The sequence below is a fragment of the Bartonella taylorii 8TBB genome, from assembly GCF_902825155.1.
Taxonomy (GTDB): domain Bacteria; phylum Pseudomonadota; class Alphaproteobacteria; order Rhizobiales; family Rhizobiaceae; genus Bartonella; species Bartonella taylorii_A.
This window is the reverse complement of the sequence record NZ_CADEAG010000009.1, coordinates 1-22,474: the sequence shown is the minus strand read 5'-3', so window position 1 is coordinate 22,474 and position 22,474 is coordinate 1. Positions and strand designations below refer to the sequence as shown.

17 protein-coding genes and 1 tRNA gene are annotated in these 22,474 nt (G+C 39.6%); 3 read left to right on the top strand and 15 right to left on the bottom strand.

Features of this window, described 5'->3' with window-relative positions:
* Nucleotides 1-107: 107 nt before the first annotated feature.
* The gene (locus J7R13_RS07215; protein ID WP_208438091.1) at nucleotides 108-530 is read left to right on the top strand and encodes an HIT family protein; all 423 of its coding nucleotides are present in this window, start codon (nucleotides 108-110) and stop codon (nucleotides 528-530) included.
* Between the two features lie 7 nt (nucleotides 531-537).
* Here J7R13_RS07215 and clpA read toward each other — a convergent pair whose 3' ends face one another.
* Nucleotides 538-2,889 carry an ATP-dependent Clp protease ATP-binding subunit ClpA gene (gene clpA, locus J7R13_RS07210; RefSeq protein ID WP_208438090.1) on the bottom strand — a complete coding sequence of 784 codons (2,352 nt, stop codon included), beginning with the start codon at nucleotides 2,887-2,889 and terminating at the stop codon, nucleotides 538-540.
* Nucleotides 2,890-2,901: 12 nt separating this feature from the next.
* Complete coding sequence (clpS, locus tag J7R13_RS07205; protein ID WP_208438089.1) at nucleotides 2,902-3,267, bottom strand: ATP-dependent Clp protease adapter ClpS; 366 nt, start codon at nucleotides 3,265-3,267, stop codon at nucleotides 2,902-2,904.
* A 242-nt stretch (nucleotides 3,268-3,509) separates the two neighbouring features.
* Between clpS and J7R13_RS07200 the strand changes: the two genes are divergently transcribed.
* The gene (locus J7R13_RS07200; RefSeq protein ID WP_208438088.1) at nucleotides 3,510-4,859 is read left to right on the top strand and encodes a D-alanyl-D-alanine carboxypeptidase; all 1,350 of its coding nucleotides are present in this window, start codon (nucleotides 3,510-3,512) and stop codon (nucleotides 4,857-4,859) included.
* A 31-nt stretch (nucleotides 4,860-4,890) separates the two neighbouring features.
* Entirely contained in the window at nucleotides 4,891-5,169 is a 279-nt protein-coding gene (locus tag J7R13_RS07195; protein ID WP_208438087.1) for a hypothetical protein, read from the top strand.
* A 1,010-nt stretch (nucleotides 5,170-6,179) separates the two neighbouring features.
* Here the strand turns inward: J7R13_RS07195 and J7R13_RS07190 are convergent.
* The 13 genes from J7R13_RS07190 to J7R13_RS07130 form a co-directional block, all read right to left on the bottom strand.
* On the bottom strand, nucleotides 6,180-7,577 hold the full coding sequence (locus J7R13_RS07190) for an L-serine ammonia-lyase (RefSeq protein ID WP_208438086.1): 1,398 nt from the start codon (nucleotides 7,575-7,577) through the stop codon (nucleotides 6,180-6,182).
* Nucleotides 7,578-7,927: 350 nt separating this feature from the next.
* Nucleotides 7,928-8,608, bottom strand: a complete 681-nt coding sequence (locus J7R13_RS07185; protein ID WP_208438085.1) for a nitroreductase — start codon at nucleotides 8,606-8,608, stop codon at nucleotides 7,928-7,930.
* A gap of 491 nt (nucleotides 8,609-9,099) precedes the next feature.
* Entirely contained in the window at nucleotides 9,100-9,219 is a 120-nt protein-coding gene (locus J7R13_RS09680) for a MerR family transcriptional regulator (protein ID WP_246786311.1), read from the bottom strand.
* A 586-nt stretch (nucleotides 9,220-9,805) separates the two neighbouring features.
* Nucleotides 9,806-14,017 (bottom strand): DNA-directed RNA polymerase subunit beta', encoded by a 4,212-nt coding sequence (gene rpoC / locus J7R13_RS07175; RefSeq protein WP_208438084.1) that lies wholly within the window; start codon nucleotides 14,015-14,017, stop codon nucleotides 9,806-9,808.
* A gap of 177 nt (nucleotides 14,018-14,194) precedes the next feature.
* Nucleotides 14,195-18,343, bottom strand: coding sequence for a DNA-directed RNA polymerase subunit beta (gene rpoB, locus J7R13_RS07170; RefSeq protein ID WP_208438083.1), 4,149 nt, complete (start codon nucleotides 18,341-18,343; stop codon nucleotides 14,195-14,197).
* A gap of 287 nt (nucleotides 18,344-18,630) precedes the next feature.
* On the bottom strand, nucleotides 18,631-19,002 hold the full coding sequence (rplL, locus tag J7R13_RS07165; RefSeq protein ID WP_004860149.1) for a 50S ribosomal protein L7/L12: 372 nt from the start codon (nucleotides 19,000-19,002) through the stop codon (nucleotides 18,631-18,633).
* A gap of 101 nt (nucleotides 19,003-19,103) precedes the next feature.
* Nucleotides 19,104-19,622 (bottom strand): 50S ribosomal protein L10, encoded by a 519-nt coding sequence (gene rplJ / locus J7R13_RS07160; RefSeq protein WP_208438082.1) that lies wholly within the window; start codon nucleotides 19,620-19,622, stop codon nucleotides 19,104-19,106.
* Nucleotides 19,623-19,991: 369 nt separating this feature from the next.
* Nucleotides 19,992-20,690 (bottom strand): 50S ribosomal protein L1, encoded by a 699-nt coding sequence (gene rplA, locus J7R13_RS07155; protein WP_208438081.1) that lies wholly within the window; start codon nucleotides 20,688-20,690, stop codon nucleotides 19,992-19,994.
* A gap of 4 nt (nucleotides 20,691-20,694) precedes the next feature.
* Nucleotides 20,695-21,123 carry a 50S ribosomal protein L11 gene (rplK, locus tag J7R13_RS07150; RefSeq protein WP_208438080.1) on the bottom strand — a complete coding sequence of 143 codons (429 nt, stop codon included), beginning with the start codon at nucleotides 21,121-21,123 and terminating at the stop codon, nucleotides 20,695-20,697.
* A 150-nt stretch (nucleotides 21,124-21,273) separates the two neighbouring features.
* The gene (gene nusG, locus J7R13_RS07145) at nucleotides 21,274-21,804 is read right to left on the bottom strand and encodes a transcription termination/antitermination protein NusG (protein WP_208438079.1); all 531 of its coding nucleotides are present in this window, start codon (nucleotides 21,802-21,804) and stop codon (nucleotides 21,274-21,276) included.
* Between the two features lie 20 nt (nucleotides 21,805-21,824).
* On the bottom strand, nucleotides 21,825-22,037 hold the full coding sequence (gene secE / locus J7R13_RS07140) for a preprotein translocase subunit SecE (protein ID WP_004860158.1): 213 nt from the start codon (nucleotides 22,035-22,037) through the stop codon (nucleotides 21,825-21,827).
* 205 nt (nucleotides 22,038-22,242) lie between these two features.
* Nucleotides 22,243-22,318 (bottom strand) — tRNA-Trp (locus tag J7R13_RS07135).
* A gap of 43 nt (nucleotides 22,319-22,361) precedes the next feature.
* On the bottom strand, nucleotides 22,362-22,474 hold a 113-nt coding region (locus J7R13_RS07130; protein ID WP_017196482.1), incomplete at its 5' end, for an EF-Tu C-terminal domain-related protein.

Here is a 22,474-nt window from a genome sequence, read left to right as displayed (position 1 = left end):
AGTGACAACCTAATACGAAACCTCTCTTTAATTCTAGCTCCCTATTAGCCTTAATATGCTTTAGTTTTTTTAAATTCTGAATTACAATGCCTAAAAGGAATATTTTTATGAAACAAACTTATGATAGCAATAATGTTTTTGCTAAATTGATTCGCGATGAGATTCCCTCCGTTCGTGTCTATGAAGATGATGATGTTATTGCATTCATGGATATCATGCCACAAGCACCAGGACACACGCTGGTTATACCTAAAAAAGACTCGAGAAACCTACTGGATGCGGATACTGAAATATTGTTTCCTGTTATTAAAGCTGTTCAAAAAATCGCCATTGCTGTCAAAAAAGCCTTTCAAGCAGATGGTATAACAGTTATGCAATTTAATGAAGCAGCTAGTCAACAAACCGTTTATCATCTCCATTTCCATATTATACCACGTATGGAAGGAATAGAGCTTTGTCCCCATAATGATGTTATAACGCCCACAGAAACACTTGAAGAAAATGCAAAAAAAATCCGTGCTGCTCTCTAAAGTCCCCTTAAGTTATTGAGCTTTTTCTTTTCACACGTTTTTTTATCAAATGTTTTATTTTGCTATTCTTTGAATCAATAGACATATCGGCAGGTAAAATTTTTAACTGTAACCTCTGTTTTTCCCCATTTGATTGTTGTGTCAATACCCGAACCGTGCCACCATTGCGCAACTTTCCAAATAAAATTTCGTCAGCTAATGGCTTCTTGATATATTCTTGTATAACACGACTCAACGGGCGTGCTCCCATCTGAGAATCGTATCCTTTATTGGCAAGCCAAACCATCGCAGGAGGAGTTAATTCAAAACAAATTCCCCTATCAGCTAATTGTGCTTCAAGTTGAAAAATAAATTTTTGTATGATCTGATTGATGATTAACTGAGATAAAGGTGCAAACGGAATGATTGCATCTAGCCGGTTACGAAATTCTGGTGTAAAGAGCCGATTAATTGCTTCAATATCATCACCCTCGCGAAGCACTTTGCCAAATCCGATAGCTGACTTTGCCATATCTGAAGCACCGGCATTGGTCGTCATAATTAAAATGATATTGCGGAAATCAATTTTTTTGCCATTATGATCTGTTAATTTACCATAATCCATCACCTGCAATAAAAGATTAAATAACTCTGGATGCGCTTTTTCAATCTCATCCAGCAATAAGACTGCATGAGGGTGCTGATCAACCGCATCTGTCAGGAGACCGCCTTGATCAAACCCTATATAACCTGGAGGTGCCCCGATTAAGCGCGCCACTGTATGTCGTTCCATATATTCTGACATATCAAAACGTAACAATTCAACACCTAAAGAAGATGCAAGTTGTTTTACAACTTCAGTTTTTCCTACACCTGTTGGTCCTGAAAATAAATAACTTCCTATTGGTTTGTCTGATTCGCGCAATCCTGCTCGCGCCAACTTAATTGATGACACTAATGCTGAAATTGCCTGATCTTGCCCATAAACAACATGCTTGAGTTCTCTTTCAAGCTTGCTAAGAACCTTTTGGTCATCACCAGAAATTGTTTTTTGTGGAATCCTTGCCATAGTAGCAATAGTCACTTCAATTTCCTTAACGCCTATACTCTTTTTGCGTTGCTTTTTTGGCAAGAGCTTTTGCGCTGCACCACTTTCATCAATAACATCAATTGCTTTATCAGGTAATCGACGATCAATCATATAACGTGAGGATAGTTCTACGGACGCTCTCATCGCCTCATCAGTATATTTGACCTGATGAAAATTTTCAAAATAAGGCTTTAACCCTTGCAAAATCTTAATCGCATCAGCAACAGAAGGCTCGTTCACATCAATTTTTTGAAAACGACGTTCTAAAGCGCGATCTTGTTCAAAAATTTTGCGATATTCTTTATAAGTCGTAGAGCCAATACATCGAATAGTTCCGGACGATAATGCAGGTTTTAAAAGATTTGCTGCATCCATATTCCCCCCCAATGTAGCCCCTGCTCCAATTAAGGTATGAATTTCATCAATAAATAAAACAGCATCTGGATACTGTTCAAATTCCTTCATAATTTGCTTTAACCGTTCTTCAAAATCACCACGATAGCGTGTACCAGCAATAAGTCCTCCCATATCAAGGGAAAATATCGTTGCATTTGATAAAACTTCAGGCACGTGCCCATCAACAATGCGTTTTGCTAATCCTTCAATTATAGCAGTTTTTCCAACTCCAGGATCACCAACCAAAAGCGGATTGTTTTTTGACCTTCGGCATAAAACCTGAATCATGCGTGAAATTTCCATTTCACGACCAATTAATAAATCAATTTTTCCATTGCGTGCTTTACAATTGAGATCAACACAATAACTCGTAAGTGCGCTCGTTACCTTTTCATCATTGTCTGAAATCTGCTGATCCAATTGCTCTTCAAGCCCATCAAGTAACATGGATAATCCCTCATCCCGCGTAATACCATGTGAAATGAAACGCACAGCATCATAACGTGTCATTCCCATCTCTTGAAGGAAATATGCCGCATAACTTTCGCGTTCAGAAAAAATTGCAACGAGGACGTTTGCTCCTGATACTTCGTCTTTTCCAGCTGATTGAGCATGAATCACCGCACGCTGGATAACTCGCTGAAAGAATGTTGTTGGTTTTGTATCCTCATCAGCTCTAATCTGTACATCTAATTCTGACTGAATATAGTTGGTTAAGCGCTCTCGCAATTCTTCCACATTTACCTGGCAAGCCTGAATAACTGAATTTGCATCAGTATCATCTAGCAAAGCAAGTAGAAGATGCTCTAATGTAGCATATTCATGCCGCGCTTGAGCAGCAATTGTTAATGCGCGATGCAAAACCTCTTCAAGACTAGGTGTAAAAGATGGCATAGTCCCTCACTTTCATTCCATTACACATTGTAATGGGTGTTCATTTTGACGTGCGCACTCTCTTACTTGTACTACTTTCATTTCAGCGACTTCATAACTATAAATTCCGCACTCTCCTACTCCATTCTGATGAACATTTAACATGATATGCGTTGCTTCTTCAAAACTTTTTCTAAAAAATTTTTTCAAAACAAAAACAACGAAATCCATAGGTGTGTAATCATCATTGAGTAAAAGAATACGATATAGCTTGGGCTTTTGAAGTTTTAAGCTAATCTTGGGCATTATAATAGCATCATGCCTGCTTTCATCCCAATTCTTGCCCTTTTCATTGTGCATAATATGCGCTATAAAATTTGTCATTAGCTTCTGTACCATCATCATTTCCTGTGGAGCGTATTTTTGTTAATCTTAAATTCTTTCATAGCTATTGCAATACCTGTTTGTGTAAAGAAGAAATTTTCTTTTATGGTTATGGTATTTAACGCAAATATTGGAAACTCATAAAATAATCTCTGTAAATAAATTAGTAATACCATTCGTCTAAACTGCATCAATAAGCTGCAGAAAAAGGAGCTTTACAGAATTTTCAGAGTAAATGGAGAAATAGGATATCGCAAGTGTATATTAACTGCCGAAAAATTGCGCGTTGTTACAAAAAAGTAGCAATTGCTTTTGTTATTTTAGCTCTTTCTTACTCTTGGGCATTAGCTACTCCTCAAGGAGCTTACCCTGATAAGTATGCTGCTATCGTTATAGATGCAAATACAGGAAAAACTTTATTTCAAGCCAATGCAACACTGAAGCGTTATCCTGCTTCTTTAACAAAAATGATGACGCTGTACATGCTCTTTGAAGCTATGCATATGCGTCGTGTGACACCTAATACACCAATCCCTGTCTCACATTATGCAGCAACACGCCCACCAACAAAAATCGGATTTAAAGCAGGCCAAACAATTTCTGCAGAAGTAGCGGCTAAAGCACTCATTACAAAATCAGCAAATGATGTTGCTACAGCCATTGCAGAATATCTCGGCGGAAATGAAAAGAAATTCGCTCGAATGATGACAGCTAAAGCCCGCAAACTTGGCATGATACACACGAATTTCGTAAATGCTTCAGGACTCCCCGATACGCGAAATTATTCTACGGCACGTGATATGGCCACTTTATCATTAGCCCTGCGCAAACATTTTCCAAAACAATATAACTTATTCAAAATAAAAAGTTTTACTTTCCGAGGACATACAATTAACAGCCACAATAAACTTATCAAAATAATGAAGGGCGTTGATGGAATTAAAACAGGCTATACACAAATGTCAGGTTCTAATTTAGCAACTTCCATGCGTCTTGAAGGGCGCTCTATTGTTGCTGTCGTTATGGGAGGTAAATCGTCTACCGCACGTGATGAACATATGGCCAGCTTGTTAAACCAGTATTTGCCAAAAGCAAGCCGGATGAAAAGCGATAGACATTTTATGGCTTCTTTACACTATAACTTACCCACTGGAGCAAACATTCCTATACCGATCGTTAAAGCTGAGCCAACCAATCCAGATGACAAAATTTCTTCTCTGTTGACAGCATTTGCGGAACAACCGAGAAATTCCAATATGGCAATAGTCGCTGTAAACCAAGCAATTATACCAATTCCTAACCCTCAAAAAGCAATACCTATTGATACGCATCAAGTTGTTACGGCCTCTTTATCCACAGGCGCTGGATGGGCCATTCAAATTGGTTCTCTGCCCGATAAAGAACAAGCAAAAACTCTGCTTTTAAAAGCAAAAAATACAGCGTATTCCGCTTTAAAGAATGCACCTTCACATATGCAACTGTTTGAAAAAAGCGGACGCCGTTATTATCGTGCACGGTTTGTTGGATTTCAATCAAAAAAAGCTGCACTCAATGCTTGTTCTACATTAAAGAAAGCAAATTTTAACTGCTATACGGTAGCTTACTGAAAGTTTTTGAATTCGCGTTAAGGATAGTACCATGACACATAATGCTCTTGCTTCTTCCCCAAAAAAAGAAAAATTATTGAAGCAATCATTTTTTTCCCCGTTGCGCTCTCTTCACGATGCTGCGACAAAACTCGCTGGTTTAAAGCATACTCCAGCAACATTAGACACCCAGTCTCTTGTTAACCTTCTCATTTACCAAACAATGCGAAATCGTCGTCTTACAATGCCTCCTGTACGCATTCATTTACGCGTTGCCAGCCAAACCGGTAATGTACCTATTAAAATTCATCTGGGTGCAACAAATGTCTGATTTTATACGTAAGTTTCTCAAGAACTCTTGAACAGAATATTCTGTACACTGCTTTCAATCTTTAGAAACCCTTTAACAAACGCACTTTTCCCTGAAATTGGTAGAATTGTGCTTGCAGTTTTTTATCCAACTCTCAGATCAATTCTTCAATAAAACTACCTCTTAAAATATACAGAAAATATCAAATGCTTACTTATTTTTGAAGTTTTTATCAAAAATTATCCTTGATATTTCATAAAAAAATGGAACATATTTGGATATAAATTTTGTTCGTTGGCTTTACACCATTCGTCACAACTCAATGATGAAAATACTCTTCAATATTGTAAAAAAACAGTCTTAACATATATATTGTACAAAATTTTCTAAACCATTTTCCAAATTCGTGTGCTTTTCAAAATATAAAACAACTTTAAAATAAAACTCTTTACGGTCTCTTCCTTCATTCCTCATCACTGTCTATGGAGCTTATAACACATATTAAATCCTTCAATCCTTGCATCATATAGCCAAAAACTATCACAATCATAATTTATTAACTACTCATATGTCATCAATACTGCTACGCCCAAGTAATTTTCATGCATAGCAATCTATTCTTCACACTGTAATTGAATGAAATGAAAATATATCGCAATATAAAATAGTTTTATATGACGTGAAAGATGATAATTTGTAATGAATTATCAGCTTTTTTATTCAATACATCTTTATAAAGATAATTCATTGTTTTATAATCTGAGCGAAAACCTCAAATACAGAAATATTCTCTCATTTCAAATCTTACCACAATAAATCAATAACAAACGCTTGCTTGCACAAATGAAAAAGCTATGTGGATCAAAACCAACTTTAAGAAAGGACTAAAATACCTTTTTATGACCCGTCTTAATACAAAAATAGTTGGTAATATCAGAATTGCAAAATATAATAACGATGCCTTCTGGTACCTTTATAAGCGATAAAATACCCCATAAAGAATTTACTAGATTAAATATCTGTTGTATACTTTAACAGGATATTGCGTTAACTGCGAGACCAGCTTTACTCGTTTCTTTATAGCGTTCACTCATATCATGCCCAGTTTGGCGCATTGTTTCTATACAAGCATCAAGAGAAACAAAATGATTTCCATTACCATGTAAAGCAAGAGAAGAAGCCGTTACCGCCTTAACAGCTCCCATAGCATTGCGTTCAATACAAGGAACTTGCACAAGACCTGCAACCGGATCACACGTCATTCCTAAATGATGCTCAAGCGCAATCTCAGCAGCATTTTCAATTTGAGCGGGTGTACCACCTAATGCCGCTGTCAATCCTGCCGCTGCCATTGAAGATGCTGTTCCAACCTCACCTTGACACCCTACTTCTGCACCAGAAATAGAAGCATTATGTTTAATGACACCACCAATAGCTGCTGCCGTCAACAAAAAATTATGTATTCCCTCTCGATCCGAATCATCATAAAATTGGAGATAATAACGCAAAACTGCAGGCACAACACCAGCTGCCCCATTCGTCGGTGCCGTAACAACACGACCACCAGCAGCATTTTCCTCATTCACTGCTATAGCATATACAGAAAGCCAGTCATTTGCCCAAAGTGGATGATTGCGATTTTTCCTTCGATTTTCCAAAAGCTTATCATGCAGCTTTTTAGCACGTCTTGGAACATGCAATCCACCTGGCAACTCACCTTCTTTTGAAAGACCTCTATCAATACAATTTGTCATAGCTGAAAAAATTTCATCGAGCCCTGTATCAAGAGCAGAACGCTCCATCTTCGTTTCTTCGTTTAGGCGCTTCATTTCAGCAATTGAAAGTCCTGATTTTTCTGCCATTGACAACATTTTACGTGCAGAATCAAAAGGATATGGAACCTCAAACGTTTCTTGTTGTATATTACCATTCATATGGCTTAATTCATCCTCAGTCACAACAAAACCACCACCGATAGAATAATAAATCTGTCGCAAAAGAACATTTCCATCAGCATCAATCCCTTCAAACGCAAGCCCATTAGCATGCCCAGGTAGGACTCTCTTTCGTTCAAAAATAAGATCATCTTGCAAATCAAACTGGTAAGCGGGATGGCCTTTTGGTTGCACTTTTTTTTCACGTGTAACCTTTTCTAACAAGAATTCCATAGAATCAGGATCAACTGTAGAAGCTTTTTCTCCCAAAAGCCCTAACGTAATAGCTCTATCCGTAGCATGACCAATTCCTGTAAAAGCCAAGGAACCATAAAGATAAACACGTATACGAGAAACCTCAGCATCAGAAGACTGAGAAAAATTTCGTACAAGAATTTCCTGCAAAAACATATTAGCAGCCGTCATCGGCCCCATCGTATGAGAGCTAGAAGGACCAATACCAATTTTAAAAAGCTCAAAAACAGATAAAAACACACATCACCTCAAAACTACCTATAGCCTGAGTATATGCTTTTTTATCACAGTTGTCCCGTTTAAAATCAAATTGCGAGATAAGCTAAAAAAATGACAGCAATCAATACAAACGTTGCTCGTCTTGCTACCACCCAACACTTACTTTCTAGAGCGCTTTCCATATCTAACCTTCAAAACGGAAAATGATATTGAGATAATCAATCTTTTAATGTCTCGAGCGTAGTAAAATAAGTGTTAACATGCAATATTAAAATTCAACAAAAAAGAGAAATTCTCACTGAAATATTTTTCATAATGTTTCAAGCTCTAAAATTTTATACTCAATAGTATAAAACACTCTATAGATACCATTAAATAAAACGTACAAAACTCTCAATTGGTTCGCGTTCAGTTTCAAAATTATTTTCTGGAGCATTCCTATCGCGATAGCCAAGTGCCATACCACAGATAATGTGCCGATCAGACGGCACAGATAAAAGTGTACGAATTTGTTTATGATAATCAGCAAAAGCAGCTTGGGGGCACGTATCTAATCCAAACCCACGTGCTGCTAACATAATGGTCTGCATAAACATGCCCAAATCAAGCCAGCTTCCCATTTCCATATCGTAATCCATTGTAAACAAAAGTCCGACAGGTGCACCAAAAAATGAAAAATTACGCGCCTTCTGCTGAAGCATTTTTTCCTGCTCATCCTTCTGAATTCCAAGGCTCTTATAAAGATCTGAACCAATTTTTCGGCGCCTTGAAAGATAAGGCTCGCGCCATTGACGTGGATAATAATGAACTTCACGCTCTCCTTTTACACCTGAGAATGCGAGTCGTGTAAGCTCTTGTCCTAGCTGCTGCAATACATCCCCTGTAAGCACAATGACTTGCCATGGCTGGAGGTTTGTCCCAGATGGTGCACGTGCTGCAAGTTTCAAGATTTCTCTAATCGTTTCCTGTGAAACCGGCTGATGCGTAAAGGCGCGAATTGACTTACGTGACAGAATAGATTGGAAGATATCAAGAGGAGAATCATCCGTCATTGTTTTTACTATCTCTTTGAAAAATAAATTTAAATATTGTTGTTTGCTCATTCAAAGCTAAAATATCGTGAAAACACCTTCACAACTTTCTCCTTTTAAACTACCCCTTCCAAACAGCTTACCATATCCGAGGTTCTACTGATTCCTACCAGTAGAAAACAATACAATTTATCCCTTTTTATGGAAAGAAAATCATCAAAAATTAATGAAATAAACTTTAAAATCAGCGATTAACTCTTACTTCGGCTAAACTCTCAAAAAAGTCTCCTCTATGCGCTCTAAATCATGAAGAAGATCATCATATCACGCTGAATCTACTGTAAATCAGCTTGTTTTTTATTAATAATCGCAATTAATCCCTCAAGCTTTTCCTCATCAACAGGTGGTTTTCCGATCATCGTCAACATACCAGATCTTTCAGACAAAGAAAATTTAACTCTTTTTGCACGTAATATTTGTTCTAATTTATAATGATCTGTTTGCGTATAAAACTATGTGCCTCCACGCCGGAAAGACACAAGAAGTCCTTCCTCTTCTTCGTAATAACGCAAAATTCGAGAAGTTATTGAAAATTCGCGCGTTAATTCACTAATTGAATAATATCTGTACATTTTATCATTCTGTTTTCATAGACCACACTGTTATTAGAAATATCGCTGTTTTGTATAAAAATTTTAGTGAGATTTGATCCTCTGCTTTCCTGAATTTTTAAATATAAGGAAATATAATATTTTCCTATCATGCGAGCATTGTATAGCAGAAAATTAATTATTTCTCGGATTATAAGAAAGATTTTTGATCATTCATTATGATGCCTTTTCAATTTTTATAGAGAATATTAATCGAAAAAACATTCAAAACCAATCGTTACCTTATCTTCAAAAAATCTACCCTTTTCCTTTAAAATATTGCTCCCTATTACCTTATGCACTTTTCAACTTCGAAATGTTTTAAAATAAACTCTCTATCTCACTAATTGTAATAAACAAGAAACATTATGAATGAAACAATAGAGAAGATAAATCTTATATAAGAATAATATAATAAACTAACAAAGATGCTAAAATGCCAATCCTCTTACAGTCTTTACAGTAATATTTGTTAGGAAAATACGCAAATTTGTATTTTGAGATCTAAAAAACGCCCGAATCTAGAATTTGAGCGCTCCCCTATCACTCTTTTTGGTATGTTCTTAGATTACTCAGCAACTGCTTCGGTTGTCATATTTGTCAACATAGCCTTCGCCATCTCGTTATTGCTAGATTTGCGCCGCTCATCGACGATGAGATCATCACGAACTGCAGCAATACGGCGGATCTGAGCAATCGTACCACCTGTACCCGCAGGAATAAGGCGACCGACAATAACATTCTCTTTAAGTCCTTGCAAAGTATCAATTTTACCAGAAACTGCTGCCTCCGTGAGCACTCTTGTTGTTTCCTGAAACGATGCTGCCGAAATAAACGATGGTGTTTGAAGAGATGCTTTTGTAATCCCAAGAAGAATTGGAGTACCAGATGCGGGTCTCTTTCCTTCTGCAATCAAATTATCATTGATTTCATCAAGCTCAATACGATCAACATTATCGCCTAGAATATAACCAGAATCTCCAGATTCAGTAATTTCAACTTTTTGCAACATCTGGCGAACAATCACTTCAATGTGCTTGTCATTAATGAGAACACCTTGCAAACGATACACTTCCTGAATTTCGTTAACAAGATAAGATGCCAAAGCTTCAACGCCCTTAATCGCTAAGATATCATGAGGAGCTGGGTTACCATCGAGGATATAATCTCCTTTTTCAATTTGGTCGCCTTCTTGGAAGTGAAACAACTTCCCCTTTGGAATCAAATATTCTACTGGTTCAAGAGTTTCATCATTTGGTTCAATAATAATACGACGCTTATTCTTATAACCACGACCAAATCGAATTGTACCACTGACTTCAGCAATGATCGCGTGATCCTTTGGACGTCGTGCTTCAAAAAGCTCAGCCACACGTGGTAGACCACCTGTAATATCTTTTGTCTTAGCACTTTCCATCGGCAAGCGAGCAATAACATCACCGGCCTTCACATGAGAACCTGGCTCAACAGACAAAATGGTTTCCACTGACATCATGTAGCGAGCTTCTCCCCCCTTATACAATTTGGCAATGGTTTCACCTTTTTTATCTGTGTGGATTATAATGGCTGGTTTTAGATCAGCACCACGCGGATTGGCGCGCCAATCAATCACCAACCGCTTCGTAATTCCTGTAGATTCATCGGCTGTTTCAGTAACTGATAAACCATCTATCATGTCTTCGAAGCCTACATAACCCTCAACTTCAGTTAAAACAGGACGTGTATAGGGATCCCATTCTGCTATACGTTGACCACATTTAACCACGTCACCATCATCAACAAAAATATGCGCACCATAGTTAACACGATGCACCACGCGCTCTTTTCCAGACTCATCCTTGATCAGAATAGCCACATTACGCCCCATAACCACCAAATGACCTTCAGAATTGCGAACCACATTGCGATTACGAATCTCCACTATACCTTCATAAGAAGCTTCTAAATGAGATGAATCAACAACCTGTGCCGTTCCTCCTAAGTGGAAAGTACGCATAGTAAGCTGTGTCCCCGGTTCACCAATTGACTGAGCGGCAATAACACCAACTGCCTCTCCCTGATTAACCGGTGTTCCACGTGCCAAATCACGACCATAGCATTTAGCACAAACACCAAGGCGCGTTTCACACGTCAAAGCAGAACGGATTTGAACAGACTGAATTCCAGCTTCTTCAATCTTAGCAACATCAGCCTCCTCAATCATTGCTCCACCTTCAAGGATAATCTCTCCAGAAACTGGATGCAAAATATCAACAAGTGCTGTACGACCAAGAATTCTTTGTCCAAGAGAGGCAACAATTTGTCCTGCATCAACAATTGGCTGCATCGTAAGCCCCTTTGCAGTACCGCAATCAACTGCTGAAATAATAGCATCCTGTGCAACATCAACAAGACGTCGTGTTAGATAACCAGAGTTGGCTGTTTTTAACGCAGTATCAGCAAGACCTTTACGTGCCCCGTGGGTTGAGTTGAAGTACTCGTTAACGGTTAGACCTTCCTTAAAATTTGAAATAATTGGTGTTTCAATAATTTCACCCGATGGTTTTGCCATTAACCCACGCATACCAGCCAACTGTTTCATCTGGTTAGCAGAACCACGCGCACCAGAATGCGACATCATATAGATTGAGTTCATTGGACGCTGACGACCTGTTTTGGGATCAAATTCAACAGCCTGAATACGTTTCATCATTTCATCCGCAACGCGATCTGTGCATTTACCCCAAGCATCTACTACTTTGTTATATTTTTCACCTTGCGTAATCAAACCATCATTATATTGCTGCTCATATTCTTTAGCCAAAGCCTCCGTTTCTGCAACCAAACGCGATTTACCATCAGGAATAACCATGTCGTCCTTGCCGAATGAAATTCCTGCACGACAAGCATAAGAAAAGCCAAGTTGCATAATACGGTCACAGAAAATAACAGTCTCTTTTTGCCCACAGTGTCGGTAAACTTGGTCAATCATTTTAGAAATATTCTTTTTCGTCATTTCTTGATTGACAATATCAAACGAGATATTCGGATTTTTGGGCAAAAGCTCACCAATAATCAAACGTCCAGGTGTCGTATCATAAAGCTTAGCAACCTCTTTCCCATCCTTCTCCATATTTTTAACACGACCTTTAATCTTCGTGTGAAGAGTTACAACCTTATTTTCCAAGGCATAATGAAGCTCACCTATATCAGCAAAAGCCATTCCCTCACCTGGTTCTTTTTCAGAAACAATAGAAAGATAGTAAAGACCAAGGACCATATCTTGCGATGGAACAATAATTGGTGCACCATTGGCTGGATGAAGAATATTATTGGTTGACATCATCAAAACACGGGCTTCAAGCTGTGCTTCAAGAGAAAGCGGAACGTGAACCGCCATCTGATCACCATCAAAATCCGCATTAAAAGCAGTGCACACCAGGGGATGAAGTTGTATAGCTTTTCCTTCAATAAGTATAGGTTCGAAAGCTTGAATCCCCAAACGGTGCAACGTCGGAGCACGATTAAGCAAAACAGGATGTTCACGGATAACCTCATCCAAAATATCCCAAACTTCTGGGTGCTCTTTTTCAACAAGTTTCTTTGCCTGCTTCACAGTTGATGAATAACCCTTCGCATCAAGCCTCGCATAAATAAACGGTTTAAATAATTCGAGAGCCATTTTTTTGGGAAGACCACATTGATGCAATTTCAATTCAGGACCTGTCACGATAACAGAACGCCCCGAGTAATCAACACGCTTCCCAAGTAAGTTTTGACGGAAACGTCCTTGTTTACCCTTTAGCATATCTGACAGAGACTTGAGGGGACGTTTATTTGCCCCTGTAATCACACGCCCACGCCGACCATTATCAAATAATGCATCAACAGCTTCTTGCACCATACGCTTCTCATTGCGCACAATAATCCCAGGAGCACGCAATTCAATTAACCGCTTTAAACGATTATTACGATTTATTACACGCCGATAAAGATCATTCAGATCCGACGTCGCAAAACGTCCACCATCAAGCGGAACCAGTGGGCGTAAATCAGGTGGAATGACTGGTATCGTCTTCATAATCATCCATTCTGGTTTATTGCCAGATTCAAGGAAATTCTCAACGATCTTAAGCCGCTTAATCAACTTTTTTTGCTTTAATTCCGAAGTTGTCTCAGATAATTCAACGCGTAAATCATTCGCGATTTTCTCTAATTCCATACCAGCTAGAAGCTCATAAATGGCCTCAGCACCAATCATAGCCGTAAATTGATCTTCCCCAAACTCATCAATAGCAAGCATATATTCTTCTTCAGAAAGAAGCTGATGAAGTTTAAGGGATGTCAAACCTGGTTCTGTTACAATATAATTCTCAAAATAGAGAACCCGCTCAATATCTTTTAAAGTTAAATCTAAAAGCGTAGAAATGCGACCTGGTAACGATTTAAGGAACCAAATATGTGCAACGGGTGCCGCGAGCTCAATATGCCCCATACGCTCACGACGTACGCGCGAAAGAGTAACCTCTACACCACATTTCTCACAGATAATGCCCTTATATTTCATGCGTTTATATTTACCGCACAAACATTCATAGTCCTTAATAGGGCCAAATATACGTGCACAAAAAAGACCATCACGTTCTGGCTTAAAAGTCCGATAATTAATAGTCTCAGGCTTCTTGATCTCACCGTACGACCAGGACAAAATCTTCTCAGGACTCGCAATAGAAATACGAATAGAGTCAAATGTTTGCGCTGGCGCCTGAGGATTGAAAAGATTCATGACCTCGTGGTTCATGCCGTTCTCCTTCAAAGATTCTTAGAACCTGTTGTAATATCTCATTAATTCTATCACAGATCTTATTTAAAACCTATTTCTACCTTTTAAACCGTCTGTGTCACCTTAATAGAAATTTCCTTATTTAGCCTTCCAGAGTAATCAGAGCGTACTTTCTCGAGCGCACTCCTTGAATTATCACTCTGCTGTATCAGACAATGCCCGCTGTGCAATAAGTTCACGTGCATCATCAAGTTCTACATTAAGAGCAAGTGAACGCATTTCTTTCACCAACACATTAAAGCTTTCAGGTATACCGGCCTCAAATGTATCGTCACCACGCACAATTGCTTCATAGACTTTTGTTCGACCAGCCACATCATCTGATTTTACAGTCAGCATTTCCTGTAAAGTGTATGCCGCACCGTAGGCTTCAAGAGCCCAGACTTCCATTTCACCAAAACGCTGACCACCAAATTGTGCCTTACCACCTAATGGCTGTTGTGTAACAAGCGAATATGGCCCAATCGAACGTGCATGAATTTTATCATCAACAAGGTGATGCAATTTCAACATGTAAATATAGCCCACAGTTACTGGACGATCAAAAGGCTCTCCAGTACGACCATCATAAAGCGTAACCTGCCCTGAGCTATCTAAACCTGCATCCTCCAGCATCATATTGATATCAGCTTCATGCGCCCCATCAAAAACAGGTGTTGCGATTGAAACGCCTTTCCTCATCTGTAGTGCCAATTTGTAAAGACTTTCATTATCATACTGACGTACTGGTTCATTATGATTATTATCAGGCATAAGATTCTCAATGCGCTGACGCAAAGGAAGTATGTCCCCTGTCTCTTGATATAACTCTACCAAATCGCCAATTTTCTTGCCCATACCAGCACATGCCCAACCAAGATGTGTCTCAAGAATTTGTCCAACATTCATACGACTAGGCACACCAAGCGGATTCAATACGATGTCAGCATGAGTTCCATCTTCAAGAAACGGCATATCCTCTACTGGAAGAATACGCGATACAACTCCTTTATTACCATGACGTCCCGCCATTTTGTCACCTGGTTGGATTTTGCGTTTCACAGCAACAAAAACCTTCACCATTTTCATGACACCAGGAGGCATTTCATCGCCTCTTTGAACCTTCTCAACTTTATCCATAAAGCGACGTTGTAATGCTTCTTTTGATTCATCATATTGCTTGCGCAAAGCCTCAATTTCACTCTGAAGCTTCTCATCTTCAACAGCAAATTGCCACCATTGTGAACGCGGATACTGATCCATTATCGTATTGTCAAGCTTCTTGCTGTTTGAAAAGCCTTTTGGACCTTCTATAGCAACTTTACCTGTTAACATATCGGCAAGACGCGCATAAACGTTGCGATCAAGAATCGATTGTTCATCATCACGATCTTTAGCTAAACGCTCAATTTCCTCACGTTCAATCGCCATCGCACGTTCATCTTTTTCCACACCGTGACGATTAAAAACACGAACCTCAACAACAGTCCCAAAAGTTCCAGGAGGCATTCGCATAGAAGTATCACGAACATCTGAAGCCTTTTCCCCAAAAATTGCACGCAAAAGCTTCTCTTCCGGTGTCATGGGACTTTCACCTTTTGGTGTAATCTTTCCAACCAAAATATCACCAGGTTGAACTTCAGCACCAATATAGATGATACCAGCCTCATCAAGATTCCTTAGCGCTTCTTCTGCAACGTTAGGAATATCTCGCGTAATTTCTTCAGGTCCAAGTTTTGTATCACGTGCTGCGACTTCAAATTCCTCAATATGAATCGAAGTAAAAACATCATCGGCAACAATGCGCTCGGATAACAAAATGGAATCTTCGTAATTGTACCCATTCCAAGGCATAAAAGCCACAAGAACATTCCGACCAAGCGCTAAATCACCAAGATCCGTAGACGGACCATCTGCAATAATATCACCCTTCTCTATTCGATCACCGACATGCACAAGAGGACGCTGATTAATACAAGTAGACTGATTAGAACGCTGAAACTTCTGTAAACGGTAAATATCAACACCAGACTTTGAAGGATCTAAATCTTCTGTTGCACGGATAACAATACGGGTTGCATCCACCTGATCAACAATACCACCACGCTTTGCACTAACCGCTGCACCTGAATCACGGGCAACAATTGATTCCATTCCTGTACCAACAAATGGCGCTTCAGCGCGTACAAGCGGAACCGCCTGACGCTGCATGTTCGATCCCATCAATGCACGATTCGCATCATCATTTTCTAAAAATGGAATAAGAGCTGCAGCTACCGAAACCAACTGTTTTGGTGAAACATCCATCAAATCCACATGATCGCGCGGCGCCATCAAAACTTCACCCGCATGACGACAAACAACAAATTCTTCTGTAAAGCGCCCCTCAGCATCCAGTGAAGAATTGGCTTGAGCTACATAATGCTTTGATTCCTCCATAGCAGACAGATAAATAACTTCTGTTGTCACTTTACCATCAATAATTCTGCGATATGGACTCTCAATAAAACCGTACTTGTTAACCCGCGCAAAGGTTGCCAAGGAATTAATCAGACCAATATTAGGACCTTCCGGCGTTTCAATCGGACAAATACGACCATAATGCGTAGGATGTACGTCACGAACTTCAAAACCCGCACGTTCACGTGTCAAACCACCTGGACCAAGAGCAGAAAGACGGCGCTTATGGGTAATCTCTGACAATGGATTGGTTTGATCCATAAACTGCGATAATTGCGAAGATCCAAAAAATTCACGAACCGCTGCAGCAGCAGGCTTTGCGTTTATCAAGTCCTGTGGCATGACTGTGTCAATTTCAACCGATGACATACGTTCTTTTATCGCACGCTCCATACGAAGTAAACCAATGCGATACTGATTTTCCATCAGTTCCCCAACGGAACGAACACGACGATTACCAAGATTATCAATATCATCAATTTCACCACGACCATCACGCAGCTCAACCAACATCTTAACAACAGCAAGAATATCTTCTTGACGCAAAACGCGAACTGTGTCCGGACAATCAAGATCCATACGTAAATTCATCTTAACACGCCCAACAGCTGAAAGATCATAGCGCTCTGGATCAAAAAACAATGAATGGAACATAGCTTCTGCTGTATCCATTGTTGGTGGCTCCCCCGGACGCATTACACGATAAATATCAAACAATGCATCTTGCCGACTTTCATTTTTATCTGCTTTTAAAGTATTGCGGATATATGCCCCAATGTTCATGTGGTCAATATCAAGGATATTAATTTGATCCGCATTAACGTCAAATAAAATCTTTAATATTTTTTCGTCAATTTCATCACCAGCTTCAAGGTAAATCTCACCTGTCTGGTAATTGACTATATCTTCCGCTAAATAGCATCCTAACAGATCATCTTCACTGACCTTAACCGCACTGAGACCTTTTTCTGCCAAAGACTTTGCAACACGAACCGTTATCTTTTTACCAGCCTCAGCAACAACTTCACCACTGTCTGCATCTATAAGGTCAGAAACGAGCTTCATCCCTTTAAAGCGATCAACAGAATAAGGAATACGCCATCCATCCCCATCTCGCTCATAAGTAACTTTATTATAAAACGTCGATAAAATATCTGATGCATCCATACCTAATGCCATAAAAAGACTCGTAACAGGAATCTTGCGTCGCCGATCAATACGAGCATAAATGATGTCCTTAGCATCAAACTCAATATCAAGCCAAGAGCCGCGATAAGGAATAACGCGAGCGGCAAAAAGAAACTTTCCCGATGAATGCGACTTTCCTTTATCATGATCAAAAAAGACACCAGGAGAACGATGCATCTGTGAAACAATAACACGCTCCGTACCATTAATGACAAAGGTACCATTCGTCGTCATTAAAGGCATGTCGCCCATATAAACGCCCTGCTCTTTAATGTCTTTGATATCCTTTGAGCCAGTATCCTCATCAACATCAAAAACGATTAAACGTAATATCACCTTTAATGGTGCAGCGTAAGTCAAATCACGCTGACGGCATTCTTCAACATCAAATTTTGGTAAATCAAATTCATAACCAACAAACTCGAGCATAGCTGTACCGGAAAAATCCGAAATGGGAAATACCGATTTAAAAACAGCTTGCAAACCTTCATCTGGTCGTCCACCTTTCGGTTCCTCAACCATGAGAAACTGATCGTATGACGCTTTTTGAACCTCAATAAGATTCGGCATCTCTGCTACTTCAGGAATCTTACCAAAAAATTTGCGTACGCGCTTACGACCATTGAATTGAGACATCATCGCTAGGGTCTGAGCCATCGTCGCTCCTTGATCTTTACTCTCCAAGGTAGACTAAACCTTGAAAGCTTTATGTCATTAACCTGCACATGCAGACCAGTTCACTTGATACCCAATAATGAGCACCATCAATTTTCCCCACAAACTCAAGCCACTTATTCACTTAGCTCTACGATGAGGGAACTAAAAATAAATCCCATACCCATCACAGCTACTGGACTGTTCGGAAAAGGTTTTTATTGTTCCTCTACCTCCTTTTTAGGAGACAGGAAATCGGCGAACATAGATGCCCGCCGATAAAATAAAATTTACTTAAGTTCAACCTTAGCACCAGCAGCTTCAAGTTGAGACTTAATTTTTTCTGCTTCGTCTTTAGAAGCCCCTTCTTTAATAGGTTTAGGTGCCCCTTCAACCAGATCCTTAGCTTCTTTAAGACCAAGCCCAGTAAGAGCACGAACTTCCTTAATGACATTGATTTTTTGCGCACCACCTTCAACAAGAATAACATCAAATTCTGTTTTTTCTTCAGCAGCTGGAGCAGCAGCACCAGCAACAGCAGCTACAGCTACAGGAGCAGCAGCCGAAACCCCCCATTTTTCTTCAAGCAACTTAGAAAGCTCAGCAGCTTCCAAGAGGGTGAGGTTAGAAAGGTCTTCTACGATCTTCGCTAGATCAGCCATTTTTAAATTCCTTCAATTAAAAGATTTGAACCATTATTTAACTTATTCAAAAAAACAGAAAAACATCAAAGCTCTTCCATCAACGTGAATACAAAACAGCCTTAGGCCGCCTTATCCTCCTGAGCATATGCTCCAATGACACGTGCGACCTGACCAGCAGGTGCATTAACAACCTGTGCGATACGGGTCGCAGGAGTAGAAATCATACCCACGAGTTTTGCCCGCAACTCATTCAGTGAAGGCAATGAAGCCAATGACTTCACAGCATCTACACTCAAACTTGTTGCTCCCATTGAACCGCCAAGGATGACAAATTTGTCATTGCTTTTCGCAAAATCAACAGCAACTTTCGGTGCTGTAATTGGATCTTCTGAATAAGCAATAAGTGTTTGTCCGGTAAACAAATCCACTATCGATTCAGATTCCGTGCCCTGAAGAGCAATTTTAGCAAGACGGTTTTTGGCGACTTTAACGGCACCACCAGCTTCACCCATTTTTGAACGAAGATCGTTCATCTGTGAAACTGTCAGACCGGAATAATGTGCAACAATAACAGAACCAGACTTTCGAAAAGCCTCGTTAAGCCATGTAACAAATTCGCGTTTCTCCGCTCTATTCACTGTCTCTCTCCATCTAACAGATTTGCTTAAAACAAATCTGTTGGTTACCTTTGACAACATAAGAATACCTTATGCTACCGATGAGGATCCTGTCCCCTTTTTCACGCAGAGCGATCAAAGGCAACCTTGGCTCAAACCCTTTAAGTTTTTTAACTCTCAGTTTTTACCCCCAGTCTCATGCAGGCTTTTTTCGATTAAGATACTCAAATAGTATCACCCACAATCTCGGACAGGATATTCCGGAATTTCTTCCGGTATAACCCAAGCTTAATAAAGCTTAGATAGCCAAATGCCGATAAAAATCGACACTGTAAACACAATCTTGATATTCACATACCCCAAAAAACAAAATTATAAATCTTCTCAGGCTTACTCCGAACGAACAGTCGCAGGATCCACTTTAACTCCAATCCCCATAGTCGAAGAAACTGCAACACGCTTAATATACTCACCTTTCGCACCTTGCGGCTTGGCTTTGATAACAGCACTAGCAAAAGCTTTAATATTTTCCACTATCTTCTCAACCCCAAAAGAAGCCTTACCAATACCAGCATGCACGATACCAGCTTTTTCAACACGAAATTCAACAGCACCACCTTTAGAAGCTTTGACAGCACTAGCAACATCAACTGTTACAGTACCAACTTTTGGATTTGGCATCAAACTTCGTGGACCAAGAATCTTACCAAGACGACCAACAAGTGGCATCATATCTGGCGTTGCAATACAACGATCAAAATCAATCGTTCCACCATTAACACTTTCAAATAAATCCTCAGCTCCTACAATATCAGCACCAGCGGCTTTAGCTTCATCAGCTTTATCCCCACGCGCGAAAACAGCGACGCGGATATTCCGCCCAGTCCCATTAGGTAAATGAGCAACACCTCGAACCATTTGATCTGCATGACGAGGATCAACACCTAAGTTCATTGAAATCTCAATTGTTTCATCAAACTTAGCAATCGCACGCTCTTTAACCATCGAAACTGCATCTTTTAAAGCGTAAAGTTCATTAAAATTAACATCTTTACGGATGTTTTTCACTCTCTTTGCTACTTTTCCCATAACATTAGTCCACCACTTCTAAGCCCATAGAGCGAGCAGAACCTTCAACCATGCGCATCGCCGCCTCAATATCATTTGCGTTAAGATCCTTCATTTTTGCTTGTGCAATTAAACGAACTTTATCACGAGAGATATTCCCTACAGAAACCTTACCAGGCTCTTTCGAACCAGATTTTAAATTTGCTTCCTTCTTCAAGAAAAACGATACAGGGGGTGTTTTTAAAGAAAAAGTGAAAGACTTATCTTGATAATAAGTAATAACCACTGGAATTGGCGCCCCCTTTTCCATTTCTTGCGTAGCTGCATTAAACGCCTTACAAAATTCCATAATATTAATACCGCGCTGCCCAAGAGCAGGACCAATCGGTGGAGATGGAGTAGCAGCTCCCGCAGGAACCTGCAATTTAAGCTGACCTATACTTTTTTTTGCCATAACAATCTGCCTTCAATTTCACTAGGTAAGCTGGCAATGCACATTGCCCACTACCCGCTGCAGTCGAGTGGTTCGGATCATCAAGCCGACAAAAGCTATAAATCACCTCCCACCAATTACTTAAAGCGATTAAAACCACTCTAAGTCTAATCAGAGTTTTTCAACCTGACCAAATTCCAAATCAACAGGCGTAGGACGCCCAAAAATCAACACCTCAACCTTAAGACGAGAACGCTCTTCTTCAACTTCTTGAACAATACCATTAAATGAAACAAAAGGTCCATCAGCGACACGAACTTGCTCTCCAACCTCAAACAATACGGAAGCTTTTGGAGAATCAATCCCTTCTTGAACTTGTTTAAGAATTTGCTCAACCTCCCGATCGGAAATAGGAACAGGACGCGCATCTGATCCCAAAAAGCCTGTCACTTTAGGAGTATTCTTAATGAGATGATAAACCTCATCTGTCAACTCAGCGCAAACAAGAACATAACCAGGAAAAAACTTTCGCTCAGCATCAACCTTACGCCCACGACGAACTTCTACAACACGCTCTGTGGGAACAAAAATCTTTTCAAATAGATGGTCAAGCCCCTTTTGCTTTGCCTCCTTGTCAATAGCTTCCGCCACCTTCTTCTCAAAATTTGAATATGCTTGAACAATATACCAACGAGCAGCCACAGTCACACTTCCTTGTACTATCAACTAAAAAGATACTTTAGAAGATCAATACCCCGCCAAACACCAAAATGCATAACCTGATCCACAATAAAAAAGAAAGCTGAAGCCAATGCAGTCACCAATAACACCATAACAGTAGAAATTACTGTCTCACGACGCGTAGGCCACTTCACCTTAACTGTTTCTGCATAAACCTGCTTTAAAAAGGTAATTGGATTGGTTTTAGATGCCATCAGTCACACTATACACTTTCTAATCTTATTGCGATTTATACAACAAATAAATATGACAAAGATGCAAAAACCAATCTTCAGCCTCATGCAGCTTCCTCATTCTCTACTCAATACCGATTCACACACAAAAAAACAAGCCCTATACAAAAAAAAGAGAAGAGGGCAGTTTAAAAAACCACCTTCTTACAGCTAAAACCCTACTATTTGGCAGGGGCAGCAGGACTTGAACCCGCGACCTGCGGTTTTGGAGACCGCCGCTCTACCAACTGAGCTATACCCCTAACTCTCAAAATTATACCTTTAATACTCTTCAACAACCATTATTTATTCAATGATCTTAGAAACGATTCCTGCACCAACAGTACGACCGCCCTCACGAATAGCAAAACGAAGTTTCTCTTCCATGGCAATTGGAACAATCAAAGAAACATCCATCG

Coding starts and splice junctions, on each gene's coding strand:
- J7R13_RS07185 (WP_208438085.1), bottom strand. CDS start 8,608: ATGACGGATGATTCTCCTCTTGATATCTTCCAATCTATTCTGTCACGT.
- rpoC (WP_208438084.1), bottom strand. CDS start 14,017: ATGAACCACGAGGTCATGAATCTTTTCAATCCTCAGGCGCCAGCGCAA.
- rplL (WP_004860149.1), bottom strand. CDS start 19,002: ATGGCTGATCTAGCGAAGATCGTAGAAGACCTTTCTAACCTCACCCTC.
- secE (WP_004860158.1), bottom strand. CDS start 22,037: ATGGCATCTAAAACCAATCCAATTACCTTTTTAAAGCAGGTTTATGCA.
- J7R13_RS07195 (WP_208438087.1), top strand. CDS start 4,891: ATGACACATAATGCTCTTGCTTCTTCCCCAAAAAAAGAAAAATTATTG.
- rplK (WP_208438080.1), bottom strand. CDS start 21,123: ATGGCAAAAAAAAGTATAGGTCAGCTTAAATTGCAGGTTCCTGCGGGA.
- clpA (WP_208438090.1), bottom strand. CDS start 2,889: ATGCCATCTTTTACACCTAGTCTTGAAGAGGTTTTGCATCGCGCATTA.
- J7R13_RS09680 (WP_246786311.1), bottom strand. CDS start 9,219: ATGTACAGATATTATTCAATTAGTGAATTAACGCGCGAATTTTCAATA.
- rplA (WP_208438081.1), bottom strand. CDS start 20,690: ATGGGAAAAGTAGCAAAGAGAGTGAAAAACATCCGTAAAGATGTTAAT.
- rpoB (WP_208438083.1), bottom strand. CDS start 18,343: ATGGCTCAGACCCTAGCGATGATGTCTCAATTCAATGGTCGTAAGCGC.
- clpS (WP_208438089.1), bottom strand. CDS start 3,267: ATGGTACAGAAGCTAATGACAAATTTTATAGCGCATATTATGCACAAT.
- J7R13_RS07215 (WP_208438091.1), top strand. CDS start 108: ATGAAACAAACTTATGATAGCAATAATGTTTTTGCTAAATTGATTCGC.